Origin of the sequence: Streptococcus sp. LPB0220, assembly GCF_008727815.1 — a bacterium.
GTDB lineage: Bacteria > Bacillota > Bacilli > Lactobacillales > Streptococcaceae > Streptococcus.
Map to the genome: position 1 here is coordinate 1,407,240 of NZ_CP044230.1, position 13,060 is coordinate 1,420,299.

General features: G+C 47.0%; 10 protein-coding genes. 2 read left to right on the forward strand and 8 right to left on the reverse strand.

Annotated features, from left to right (window positions below):
• Positions 1 to 5: 5 nt before the first annotated feature.
• From LPB220_RS07365 to miaA, 5 genes are read right to left on the reverse strand one after another with little or no spacing between them, the layout of a single operon-like run.
• Complete coding sequence (locus LPB220_RS07365) at positions 6 to 761, reverse strand: SDR family NAD(P)-dependent oxidoreductase (protein WP_150906338.1); 756 nt, start codon at positions 759 to 761, stop codon at positions 6 to 8.
• A gap of 1 nt (position 762) precedes the next feature.
• Positions 763 to 1,692: a ribonuclease Z gene (gene rnz / locus LPB220_RS07370; protein ID WP_049486549.1), complete on the reverse strand. Its 930-nt coding sequence runs from the start codon at positions 1,690 to 1,692 to the stop codon at positions 763 to 765.
• A 3-nt stretch (positions 1,693 to 1,695) separates the two neighbouring features.
• Positions 1,696 to 2,325: a cystathionine beta-lyase gene (locus tag LPB220_RS07375; RefSeq protein ID WP_150906339.1), complete on the reverse strand. Its 630-nt coding sequence runs from the start codon at positions 2,323 to 2,325 to the stop codon at positions 1,696 to 1,698.
• On the reverse strand, positions 2,309 to 3,556 hold the full coding sequence (gene hflX / locus LPB220_RS07380; RefSeq protein ID WP_049486547.1) for a GTPase HflX: 1,248 nt from the start codon (positions 3,554 to 3,556) through the stop codon (positions 2,309 to 2,311). Before hflX ends, LPB220_RS07375 begins: the two co-directional genes overlap by 17 nt.
• Positions 3,549 to 4,436, reverse strand: a complete 888-nt coding sequence (gene miaA / locus LPB220_RS07385) for a tRNA (adenosine(37)-N6)-dimethylallyltransferase MiaA (RefSeq protein WP_150906340.1) — start codon at positions 4,434 to 4,436, stop codon at positions 3,549 to 3,551. The genes hflX and miaA overlap by 8 nt, the downstream gene beginning before the upstream one ends.
• Before the next feature lie 83 nt (positions 4,437 to 4,519).
• On the opposite strand from miaA, the gene LPB220_RS07390 reads away from it, so the two are divergent.
• A complete protein-coding gene (locus LPB220_RS07390) occupies positions 4,520 to 4,690 on the forward strand; it encodes a DUF3042 family protein (protein WP_003002781.1) in 171 nt (56 codons plus the stop codon).
• A gap of 290 nt (positions 4,691 to 4,980) precedes the next feature.
• Here LPB220_RS07390 and LPB220_RS07395 read toward each other — a convergent pair whose 3' ends face one another.
• The 3 genes from LPB220_RS07395 to rexB are packed head-to-tail and all read right to left on the reverse strand — an operon-like array spanning position 4,981 to position 12,230.
• Entirely contained in the window at positions 4,981 to 5,298 is a 318-nt protein-coding gene (locus tag LPB220_RS07395; protein WP_150906341.1) for a DUF4298 domain-containing protein, read from the reverse strand.
• Between the two features lie 3 nt (positions 5,299 to 5,301).
• On the reverse strand, positions 5,302 to 8,967 hold the full coding sequence (addA, locus tag LPB220_RS07400) for a helicase-exonuclease AddAB subunit AddA (protein ID WP_150906342.1): 3,666 nt from the start codon (positions 8,965 to 8,967) through the stop codon (positions 5,302 to 5,304).
• Complete coding sequence (gene rexB, locus LPB220_RS07405) at positions 8,964 to 12,230, reverse strand: ATP-dependent nuclease subunit B (protein ID WP_150906343.1); 3,267 nt, start codon at positions 12,228 to 12,230, stop codon at positions 8,964 to 8,966. Before rexB ends, addA begins: the two co-directional genes overlap by 4 nt.
• Before the next feature lie 159 nt (positions 12,231 to 12,389).
• Here rexB and LPB220_RS07410 point away from each other — a divergent pair, with 159 nt between their 5' ends.
• Complete coding sequence (locus LPB220_RS07410) at positions 12,390 to 12,872, forward strand: glutathione peroxidase (protein ID WP_150906344.1); 483 nt, start codon at positions 12,390 to 12,392, stop codon at positions 12,870 to 12,872.
• Positions 12,873 to 13,060 lie beyond the last annotated feature (188 nt).

Here is a 13,060-nt window from a genome sequence, read left to right on the forward strand (position 1 = left end):
TCCTCCTATTTGTAATTAAACATCTTGCTGGCTAGCTTGTCTGAGATGCGTGGGAAAAGGGTATAGAGCTTGTGGGTCAGGTTCAAAAGCCAAGGCAGATTGAGTTCGCGTTTTGCTTTTCCAAAGTTCTTCACGATCTTCTTGGCTACAAAGTCGGGTTCCAAAATGTAGCGTTCCACAGCCTTGATATAGCTTCCATCGGGGTCTTCCTGGTCAAAGAAAGTAGTCCGAATGGGGCCTGGATTGACCGTCGTCACATGGACACCAAAGGGCATCAGTTCTAACCGCAGGGCATTGGAGAAGCCGATGGCTGCAAACTTAGTAGCTGAATAAAGGCTGGATTTGGCAGTTGCAACGAGCCCCGCCATGCTGACGATGTTGACGATGTGTCCCTTGCCTGCTTCCTTCATGTGAGTACCCATCAAGCGTGAAAGCTGCATGAGGGCAAAGGTATTGACCTCAAACATGGCATGAATCTGCTCATTGGTAATCTGGTCAAACTCTTCAAAAATCCCATAGCCTGCGTTGTTGACCAAGATATCAATCTGTCCATAGCGCTGATAGAGCTCTTCTACCAAATCTTGGACGGCTGAGGAATCAGTGATATTGATCCCGATGCATTCAGCTTGAGGATGACTGGCATAGAGCTTTTCCAGTTTTTCTTGATTTCTACCAAGGAGAATCAGCCGATCTTCAGGGAGGAGCTTGACCATTTCTTGGGCCAAGCCTCCACTTGCTCCTGTTATGAGAATGGTTCGCATCTTAGATCTCCACTTCTTCCAAATCTTTGACGACATAGACATTTTCAAAAATGCTGGATGCATCCTTGCGCAATTGGCTGATGTCTTTTGATAAGAAGCGAGCACTAATATGGTTCAAAAGAAGGCGCTTGGCTCCAGCTTCACGCGCCACTTCTGCTGCCTGCATATTGGTCGAGTGGCCGTGTTTACGAGCAATATTCTCATCACCCTTGCCATAGGTGGACTCATGGACCAAGACATCCGCATTGACTCCAAGGCGGACGCTGGCATCCGTCTTTCTGGTATCTCCAAGGATCGTGATAATCTTACCAGGCCGAGGGGCTGAAATATAATCCGCAGCAATGATCTTAGTGCCATCCTCCAGGGTGACATCTTGTCCATTTTTGACCTGGCCAAAGAGCGGTCCAAAGGGAACACCCGCTGCCTTGAGCTTGTCCGCATCCAGCGTTCCTTCGAGTTCCTTCTGCATGATCCGGTAACCGACGCAGAAAATGGTGTGGTCCAAAGCTTCCGCATAAACTGTGAATTTATCAGTTTCTAAAATCTTGCCCAGAGAATGCTCATCGAATTCATGAAAATGAATGCGGTAAGGCAGGCGAGAGCCTGATACGCGAAGACTAGTCATCACAAAGGATTTGATCCCTACTGGTCCATAGATATCCAGATCCGTCTGCTCTTCATTGGCCTGAAAGGCCCGACTAGAGAGGAAACCTGGCAAACCAAAAATATGGTCTCCGTGTAGGTGAGTGATAAAGATCTTGCTAACCTTTCGCGGACGAATGGTCGTTTCTAAAATTTGATTCTGTGTCGCTTCGCCACAATCAAAGAGCCAGACTTCATTAATCTCGTCCAGCAATTTGAGCGCTAGGCTCGATACATTACGGGCTTTTGAGGGTTGCCCAGCTCCCGTTCCTAAAAATTGAATGTCCATTGTCTACTTTCTATCTATATAAATCATGGCCGTCCGGTTCTCTGAACGGAAAGAAAGGTTGCCTGGGTAGGCTTGCGCTAACTCGAGGAGCTCTTCTTGGTTATAGCCTGACAGTTTTAAGCGTCCATCTTCCAAAGTCATCAAGTCAGTCAGAGCGGAGAGGGCTTCTGTTTTAGTGACCACTTCAGGGCCGGCCTCTTGCAGACAGATCTTGCCATCTTTTTCAAAGACCAAACAATGCGGAAAGATCTCTGCGACTTCAAATAAAATGGCAGGAGTGATATCCTCTGCTGGATGTTCAGCAAAGACACAGGCTAGCTCTTCATTTACGTAAGCCAATCCATAAGACTTACCTGATAAGTTGAGGCGGATAAAGGGCTTTCGTTCATCAAAGGTTTGCTGAACTGTGAATAAGTCAAATGCCCGACTCAAGTCCAAGAAATAATCCATGGCCTCCTTTGGGCTCTTCTTTTGGTAGAGCTCAGCGAAATAGGCGTTGATCACACTTGGGGGAGGCGTAATCACACGGAGACGCAATTCCTCAGGGATCGTGCTTAAAAGATTGGTCAGATAGACCTGATCGAGACTGGTATAGCCTCCATATTTTATTGCTAAATCAACGTAATCCGTCATAAAATTCTTCCAACTTCCACTTATTTTTCTCTGCGATATAGCCTTGAATGGCCTCGATGTCTTCTTCAAATTCGCGCTGGTCAATGATCGCAACTGTTTCTAGATCATGTGTTCGATAAGATTTTGAAAAGGGAACGCGAATGGTAAAGGGAACAAAGAGCTCTCTCAGTTTTTCTAGAAGCAACGCCTGGAGATCTTCACGGGCTGTCTCAGAGCGCGCTGAAATCAAGCTAAACGGTGTCTGGGTTGGAGTAAAGTCTGCTACTTTATCTGCTTTGTTGTAAAGCGTCAAGCGAGGGATCTCCAACATATCCAGGTCCTTCATGATCGAAAGCACGGTCTTTTCATGTTCTTCATGATTGGGATCAGACGCATCGATGACATGGACCAGAAGGTCTACATTCTTACTTTCTTCCAAGGTCGACTTAAAGCTCGATACCAGCTCTGTTGGTAGATCTTGGATAAAGCCAACCGTATCGGTCAGCGTCACTTGCAGATTGCCTGTTAGGTGGATGCTCTTGGTTGTGGCGTCCAAGGTCGCAAAGAGTTCATCGGCTTCATACTGGCTCTTACTGGTCAACTGATTCATAATAGTCGACTTTCCTGCATTGGTATAGCCGATCAGACCAATCTTGAAGACAGGTGATTCCAAGCGTTTTTCACGAAGGGTTTCCCGGTTCTTTTCAACTGCCTTGAGCTGACGCTCGATATCGGTGATTTGATTACGAACGCTCCGGCGGTTCAACTCCAACTGACTTTCCCCTGGACCACGAGAACCAATTCCCCCAGCTTGACGGCTGAGCATGATCCCTTGACCGACAAGACGTGGCAAAAGGTATTTGAGTTGGGCCAAGTGCACCTGCAACTTCCCTTCATGACTCCTAGCCCGCATGGCAAAGATATCTAAAATCAACTGCATCCGGTCAATGACCTTAACCCCAAGGATTTCTTCTAAGTTGACATTTTGACGGGGGGTTAGGCGGTTATTGACCACCACGGTCGTAATCTCATCTGCTTCGACCATTTGAGCGATTTCTTCTAGTTTTCCTGAGCCGACAAAGGTCTTGGTGTCGTATTTCTCCCGCTTTTGTGTATAGGAGCCCCGGACATCTCCACCAGCTGTTTTAGCCAGGCTCGCCAACTCCTCCATTGACATGTCAAAATTGTCCATGCCTTGAAGTTCCACACCGACCAAAAGGATGCGTTCTTGTTTCTTTTCTGTTTCAATCATGCTGTAAAAACTCCTTAACATCTGCAAGAACCTGCTTCTTGAAGTGGGGGGCAGAAATGGCGTAAAAGGTCACTTCCATTCGATTTCGAAACCAGGTCAGCTGCCGTTTAGCAAAGCGCCGCGTATTGCGCTTGAGGATCTCACTGGATTCCTCAAGGCTCTGCTCTCCCTTAAAGTAAGGAAAGAGTTCCTTGTAACCAATGCCTTTAGCTGCCTGAACCTCCGGATGGTCATCATAGAGCCACCGGGCTTCATTCAGCAAGCCATCCTCTAGCATGCGATCTACTCGGCGATTGATGCGATCATAGATCAAGGACCGGTCATCATCTAGACAGATGAGATAGGGTTCATAATCGGTTTCTTCGTTTGCGAGGTCCTGCCCAAAATGCGCAATTTCAAGAGCTCGCATGGACCGACGGCGATTGATCTGAGGAATCACAAGTCCTTGCTCCGCTACCCTTTGGTACAAGTCTTCGTCCGACAGCACGTCCAATTGAGCACGATAGGCCAGAATCTCTTCATGAGGAACTTCACCACCTAGATGATAACCTTCGAGCAGACTTTGGATGTAAAGGCCTGTCCCACCTGCAATGATAGGAAGCTTGCCTCGGGCTGTGATCTCTTCAATCGCAGTCTTGGCTTCTCTTACAAAATCAAAAGCCGAGTAAGACTCGGTCACCTCCCGCACATCGATCAAATGATGGGGAGCTGCTGCTTGCTCTTCTGGTGTCGCCTTGGCTGTTCCAATATCCAGCTTGCGATAGACTTGTTGACTATCGCCACTGATAATTTCACCATTGAAGGCTTGCGCCAAATCGATCGCAAGAGCTGTCTTTCCAACCGCGGTCGGTCCCACAATCACAATTATCTTGGTTTTCATCGTTTTTCCTTGCAAAATTCACGTTTTTTCGTTACCATATATTATAACATAAATATTTAAAGTTCAGAAAAGGAGAAATTCTCATGGCTAAAGGATTTGGTAAAGGTTTTGTTACTGGTGTTGCTGGTACAGTTGCTGCTGTCGCAGGTGCAGTTTACACATTCAAGAAGAAAGTAATCGAACCAGAAGAACAAAAAGCAGCTTTCATCGAAGAAAACCGCAAAAAAGCAGCACGTCGCCGTGTCTCACACTAATCATTCAAAAAGCTCCGGGAAACCGGAGCTTTTTTTGTGTGGTTGTTAGTTGCTTTTACATTTTAATAAGTCAGTCGAAATATCCAATGAATTAGTCAAGTAATCCTACAATTCACTATGTCATCATTTATATATTTTTCTTTCCGCAGTGACAAAAGTACCTGAAACAGGAGCTGTTTCAGGTACTCGGAATTATTGAGACCCTAGGCTCGATAATTAGCTATGGAACTTCGTAGAAGTTCGCTAGCGTCCGCCGTCACCTAAGGAAAGATAAAATATAAAGAATGAATTCACCGTTCTTTGATCATCTTCGTTGCGATCTCCAAGAGTTCCACTCCCATCTGAAAATGCTCGTCTAACAAATCATAGACGGCATCTTCGGACAAGACACCACAAGGAAGATCTTCTGGAAAGTCAGCCTGATTGGACAAGTCTAAATCATCAAAATAGGCCTGACTACTATAATAATCGCGCAGTTGGATATAGCTTTCTTGATGCTCTCTTAGCTGATCCACTGCTTTTTTGGTTTCTTCCAAAGTTTTGGCATAGTCATTCAAATAACCTTCCATTCTTTGGATCCGTTCGATGTTTTCCTGTGCAATTGCCATGATTTACTCCACTTTCACCACTTCTAGATGGGGGCCACCTAGAAGCACGAGGTATTTTTCTACTTGCTCTTTGCCATAAGAACGACGAAGAGCTTCTGCATAGAGATCGAGCTGATCCCGGTAGCGTACGACCAATTGGCTAGGAACCTTGTAGTGATCTGTCTTGTAGTCAAAGAGCAGGATCCGATCTTCTAGCACCAAGTAACCATCCAAGATCCCCCGCACGACGAAGTCCTCTCCACTGGCTGGATCTTTCTTCAGCATGGCAAAGGGAGCTTCGCGACGGACTCGTGGGGCTTCTTTTTGAAGCAAGGTACCCAAAGGTGTCTCATAGAAAGCAAGGATGGCCTCTAGCTTGATGCGGGCTTTGACCGCTGGCTCTGCTTGAACTTGCTCCAAGGCTTGACGCAGTGTATCCAACGTGATTTCTTCTTCAAGCGGCATGCGCTGCATGAGTTCATGGACAGCACTACCGACTTGGGCTCCTGTCACGGCTTTTTCTTGACCAAAAGTTGGAAGCTCAAAGTCAGGCGTCACAGTCTTTGCATCCATAATCTGGACGCCATTGGCATCCATGACTGGCTCGTAGAATTTCTTGATCTGACTAGGGGTACGGACACTTGGCAAATGAATGGCCGGAGCATAGAACTGATTGATCCGATCAACATTTTCCAAGATATCCAAGGCCCGACGAATATCCTCGGACTGACGGACATCCTTGAGCTGATCCAGGCGGGAATCCTTCTCCTTCTCTAGCGGTTCCAGCTGGTCTGGTGTCAGGTCTTCGTCTGTCACAAAACGCGTGTCATAGGCCAGAGTATTCTTGGTAAACACATCTTGAATGGCAAAGAGCCAGTCCTGATAAGAGGTCCATTCTTTTCGCTTCTCTGGATCTAGCTTGCCATTGCGACTGGTCCCCCAATCGGTATCACGCAGTTTGTCCTCTCGGCCTTTTCCGACCAGATAGAGCTTGAGCTCAGCCCGTGTCATGGCGACATAAAGAAGACGCATCTGCTCAGAGATTGTAGCCAATTTTGTTTCTTCCACATTGCGTTGGTAGCAAGGCGTTTCGATCTGCAGGCGAATGGTTTCTGGAGTAGCTGGATTCTCTGTCTCAACCGGAAGACTCGCAACATATTTAAAGCCAATCCCTTTTTGGCGACTGAGGATAATCAGCCCCGATTGATCCTTACGGTTAAAGGCCTTGTCCATATTGAGAATAAAGACATACTTGAATTCCAGCCCCTTACTCTTATGGACGGTCATGAGCTGGACGGCATCTTTTGGTGCTACAAGAGGGACGCTAGCCAAATCGTGTTCATTTTCGATCACCTTGTCGATCATAGCAATGAAGCGCGACAAGCCCTTGAAGCTGGCCTTCTCATAATCATTGGCCCGAAGCGTCAAAGCGTAGAGGTTGGCCTGGCGCTGGGCCCCATTTGGAAGAGCGCCGACATAGTCATAGTAATAGCGATCCTCATAGATTTTCCACAGCAAATCATAGAGCGAAGAGGTCTTGGCAGCAGCCCGCCAAGTAGATAAAACCTTGAGGAAGTTCTCGATTTTAGCTAGGAGCTTGGCATCAATCAAATTTGCATGCTCTGCAGTCTTTTCAAGGGCTAACTGGACCTTGTGGTAGAAGGCCATTTGCTTTTGTTCTGGAAGGGTCTGCAAGGAAATCCGTGCTAACTCATCTTCATCAAAGTCAAACATGGGTGATTTCATGAGAGCAACCAAGGGATAATCATGCAAGGGATTGTTAATGGTCCGCAAGGTATCCAGCATGACCATCACTTCCAGTGACTCAAGATAATGCGCCTGTCCGCTATCTGCCACAATCGGAATATGGTACAGGTCAAAGGCTTCCAGTATCGCATCATTTCGCGTTCGAGACGCAGTCAAGAGCGTGATCTCTTTAAAGGGCACTTTTTCCACCCGATGGAGACGTAAAATTTCTTTGATGACTAGGAGAATTTCTCCCTTGGAAATCGTCTCGACTCCAAGGGGAGCTTCCTCGTCTTCGGTCTTTTCTTCCTGATCTTGGGAGCCATCATAGAGCAAAAATTCTGCCCGATGTTGTGGCAAGGCCATCCGTTGCTTGTCGCTTCCTGCGACCAGATAGTGGGTTTGATTGTAGTCAATCTCTCCTACCTCTTCGTCCATCAAATGGCGAAAGACATCATTGGTCGCGTCCAATACCTCCACATGACTCCGGAAATTTTCCTTGAGGAGGATCAACCGCCCTTTCGCCCCTTCTTCTTGGTAGGCTTTAAATTTATCATTGAAAATCTGTGGATCTGCCTGACGGAAGCGATAAATGGATTGCTTGATATCTCCCACCATGAAGCGATTGTGGCCATTTGACAGCAAATCCAACATCCGCTCTTGGGTGTGGTTGGTATCCTGGTACTCATCGACCATGACCTCATGATAGCGCTCTTGATAGGCTTGTCTCACCTCTGGAAATTGCTCTAAAATTTGAATCGCAAAATGACTGATATCCCCAAATTCATAAGCTTTTTCTTGGATTTTTCGTTCCAGATAAGCGTGAGAAAAGTCTCTGATAAAGTCCCGGAGCAAGGAGAGCATGGGGCCTTCTTCTTGGTGGTAGGCTTGTTGAAATTCCAGCTGATAGAGCTGATTTTCCAAGTCTCTGAGGCGGTTGATATGTATGGTTTTATCCTGGTTATAAGCCGTGACTAACTCTTTCAACTCTTCTTTTCGGGCTCTGTTGGTCAAGGCTCCCCCATTTGAAGCCCGACTAATCGCCACGACCGCCTTTAGGACAGAGGTCAATTGCTCTTTATTGGTGCGACCTGTCAGGCTTCCAATCTGATCGAGCACCTCTTCGACAGCTTCCAAATATTTGGCCTTGCCAAATGCTTGACCTTCATTGGACAAATGAAAGGCAAAAAAGCTCTCTGCCTCATAAAGGGCCTGCTGGATGCTCTCCATCAGAGTAGCTTCCACCTGGTCAAAATCGGTCTCTTCATAACCTTTTAGGAAATGCTCTTCCAGCCATTTCTCCGGATCACTGGTCGACTGAAGAAAGTCATAGATCTGGTAGATCTGTTCTTTAAACAAGGATAAATTTTTGCGCTGTCCCGTGAAATTCTTGACCATCTGGACAAAGGCCTCTTGATTTTCCCCCTGGTAATAGCGGTCAAAAACAGCTTGAAAGACTTCATTTTGTAAGAGGCGCTGCTCACTAGCATTTTGTAAAATGCGAAACTGAGGCGCCAACCCAAGCAAATAGCCATAGCGCGTTAGGACCTTTTGGGTAAAGGAATCCATGGTTCCGATATCGCTGGTGGCGACATCTGCGATTTGACGGGCCAGGTGTTGCTTGAGCTCTGGATCATCACTCGCTTGCAGGGCTTTTCCAAGTTCACTTTCCAAACGCTCCTTGAGCTCCCCTGCTGCCTTGACCGTAAAGGTCGAGATAAAGAGCTCCTTAATCGAAATGCCACGCTGCATCTGATCCAAAATCCTTTGCACCATGACAAAGGTCTTTCCTGATCCAGCAGAGGCTGACACCAGGATATTGGTCCCCGAACTATAGATGGCATCGATCTGTTCTCGTGTTCGCTTTTGCTCTTTGGTAGAAGCTGCCTCTTGGGCCTGAAGGGCCTTGATTTCTTCTCTTGTCAAAAATGCTTGTTTGATCATTTGTTCAAGACCTCCTTCATCTTCTCGATCCAAGCGGCTTTCACTTTTTCACCGCGTATGCCTTTTTGGTCTAGTTTGGTCAAGAACCGTGCCTGACCTAGGTGACGATCGGCTTCAAATCCTGTGATAGATTTAAACTGCTCCACGAATGGTGCGATATTGCGCCCATTTTCACTATAGGGATTGATGGCAAATTGTCCCTTGAGAATCCCTTCTGCTGCTGTTTTATAGAGATAAGCGTTGTACAAGAGGAGCAAGTCCAGTTCTTCCTTACTCAGCATCATGGCCTTGTTTTTATCATAGGCCTCGCCCAGATAAGGCGCCTGATCTGCCATAAAGAGTCCCTTGTACTGTTGACTTTTCATGGTTTGGTTAATGGCATCCTCTACTGTCTTGGTCTTTTTCAGATCCACTACAGGATCTCCCATTTCCAAATACATGGCCCCGAAAATCCCCTGCTCCTCTTGGTATTCCTCCAAATCCTGAATCGCAGAGAGATAGGTCGGCAATTGAGAATTCAGGCCATTAAAGAACTTGTCATAGTGGAACTGCGTCAGACTGGACTTGTAGTCCACGACTCCGAGGGCTCCCCGATCCCTCAATTGATCAATCCGGTCCACCTTGCCACGTAGCTGCAGGAGACGGCCATCGGACAATGGATAAGAGGTATGGGCGCTTCCGCCAAAGAGGGTCTCCTCACCGATGGTCTCGATCCCATTTTGCTGGGCGAGGACACGCCCTGTCTTTTTCGCGGTATCAAGAAGCAACTGACGAATAAACTCGGTCTCTCCACTTTCTCCATACAATTGCTGGAACTCTGCTTCTCGGCTGGTTTCTCGAATCGCCTCGTTTAAACGCCGATCAAACGCTTGATCGGAGCTGTCTTTTAAAACTCTTTCAAAGATCCGGTGCAAGAAATTCCCATGACTGCGAGCATCTGGCCGGATGGTTTCATCCTCTTGTAAGCCCAAGACATAGCGCAGATAAAAGGCATACTGGTGCTTGTAGTATTCATTCAAGGCAGAAGCGGATAAGGTCAAGGCTTTGCCCTCTGGATAGAGCGCTTGAAGCGTATCCGACTGAAGCTGACGACTCTTTAATTCCGTTGAAATCTGAGGAATCTGAATGCCTTCAGCGGCTAATTTTTTGCGCAAGACCCGTACGGCCACACCCCAAAAGCTGGCTTCTTCAGGAGACAGCTCACTCGTGATCTCCTCTTGATGGAGTTCGATTACGCGCGCTAAAAGGGCTCGGTAGGTCCCGATATCATCACTCGAGGCTTGGGCTTGTTTGGTCGTCCACTCGATGGCAATAGGTTTCTTGGTCAATTCGACAAGGTAAGGAGAGACACTATCTTCCATTTCATTGACCAAACTAGGGGCCGATAGGACCAGTTGGTTGGTCGCCGCATTGAGGAGCGAAACTGCCACAAAGCGATTTTTCTTGAGATTTTCGCTGGTCACCACCTGGAGTTCTGCTCCTTCTTGGGTGGCCTCATTGAGCTGCTGGCGCTCTTCTTCACTGAGCAGAGAGGTGTTCTGAGCAATTTTTGGAAAACGCTCCTGGGTCAGCCCGATCGCGTAGACATAAGGCGCTGTCAAGGGTTCAATCAAGTCATAGGACTGAACCGTCACCGCATCGACAGTAGCAGGAACTGTCCGGTATTGAGATAATTGCATCCCCGATAAGAGGAGGGCCAAAAAGTCATCTACGGTCACCTCTTGGTCCTCAAAGACCAGATTCAACTCCTCTAAGACATGGAGAAAGGCCTTCCAGACCTGGTCATAGCGCTCCTGCTCCTCCAAGGCTAGATCCTTGATAAAAGCTTGTAGATTCTGAGAAAGTTGAGCCCCTTGCAGAAATTCTGTAAAGGCGGTTAAGAGATGGGTCACCTTTTGTTTGCGCTGTGAAAAGAAAGGGACTAGAGGTTCGACGACGCGTTCCCGGAGAGTATTGAGCTCTTCCAGATTGAACTTACCCTGACGATTGCTGGTAAAAGGCTTATGAAATTTTGTAGCACCTTTAATTTCCGAAAAGCGAAGGTATTGCTCAAAAGCATCGACTTCTTCTTGCGTCAGATCACTATACAGACCCGTTTTTAACAAGTTGATGACGTCTTCTGTCTGGTAATTGATCTGCTTGATCCGCCCTAGCGATTCAATGACCTGAATCAAGGGATGGTGAATCATAGCTTCACTTCGTCCCAAATAAAAGGGGATCTGATACTGGTCAAAAATGGTCTTGAGTTGCAGTTGATAAGCTTCTACATCGCCTAGCAAGACCCGAATATCCCGATAGCGTGCCCCATCATGAAGACGCTGACGGATGGATTTGGCAACAAATTCCAACTCTTCTTTTTGCGTATTGGTTTGCCAGAGTTGGATAGCTGTTCGATCTTGGTCCTCCAGCTCATTTTCCACTTGTGAAAAATCGTATCGCGCTTCTAACATGCGGGTAATACGACTAAAAGAGTCTTCGATCGCTTGCCCACAATACTGTGGCTGTACCTCAAAAGTCTTTGCTAGCTGGAGGAGAAAGTCAACACTGGCCTGGTAAAGATTGCCCTCTCTAAAACTTGCCCGATAAGCTTTTTCACTGGCATAGACCCCGATGACAATCTCTACTCCTTTTCGGTGAAGGAGACCAATCAAGGCCTCTTCTTCCGCAGAAAAACGCGTGAAGCCATCGACGACGATCGCTACATCCTGTAATTGCTCCTCTAAGTGCCCTGCTTCGACCTGATTGAGGAAAAAGGCCATCTTGGACTGGGATTCATACTGATGCTTGATCAGCATCTCAGAGACCGCTTCAAAAATCGCCAAGAGGTCCTCTCTTTTTTCAGCTTCCTCGAGCAACTCCAAATCTGTAAAATCCATCTGGGCTGTCTGCAATTCATGATAGAGCTGGACCAATTGCTGGATAAACTGAGGATCCTTGCGCAGAGCCCCGTAAACTTTAAGATCCTGCTCCTTCATCTGGGACAGAGCTTTAAAAAATAGCATGCCGAGACCGATATCATCCAAGGGTTGCTCCTCAAAAACCTGATTCAGGATGAAATAACGGGCCATTTGCGCAAAGCGCGTGACGGTAATGGCAAAAGAAGCCTGACCTTCTAAATAGGACAAGACCTTGGCTTCTTTTTCAAAGGAAAGAGAGTTGGGCGCAATGTAAAACACACGCTTGCCCTGTTCTACTAACCCTACGGCTTCTTGTGTCAGGACCTGGGTCAAGGGGGTCCGAACATCCGTATAGAGTAATTTCATCCGATCCGTTCTCCTTTTGGCATTTTCTTGAGAGCTTGTTATCTTCTTATTATATCATTTTCACAGGAGGGACTAAAGCAAGAAGTCATGCTCCTCTAGGCCCAATATTAGGAGATTTGTGCTACAATAAAAGCTGAAGAGACAGAAAGGATACCACCTATGACCAGCATTTATGATTTTTCTTTAGAAAACCAGCAAGGGGAGGAGATTCCCCTTTCTCACTACCAAGGTAAGGTCCTCATCGTAGTCAATACAGCAACAGGCTGTGGCTTGACCCCGCAATACCAAGGACTGCAAGATCTCTACCAGCGCTACCAGGAAAAAGGGCTTGAAATCCTGGACATCCCCTGCAACCAATTCATGGGGCAGGCGCCAGGAACTGCTGAAGAAATCAATAGCTTCTGCAGCCTCAACTACCAGACCACCTTCCCACGATTCGCCAAAGCCAAGGTCAATGGTAAAGAAGCCCTTCCTCTTTATGACTGGCTCAAAAGCCAAGCAGCTGGGCCACTGGGCAAACGCATCGAATGGAACTTCGCAAAATTTGTCATCGATCGACAAGGCCAAGTCGCCCAACGCTTCTCCTCCAAAACAGAACCAGCTGCCATGGAAGACTTGATCCAAGAATTACTTGAGAAATAAGCAAAAGCCTGAGCGTGAACTCAAGCTTTCTGATGAATGAATATTTATTTTCGAGACTTTCCGCTGTGAGAAAAGTGCCTGAAACAATAACGTTTCAGGCACTCAGGAATTTTGAGAGTAAAACAGTTTGGGAAACTGTTTTAGCCTGAGCCCAGAAATTAAAGAGCGAAGGGGCTCAATAATTAGTC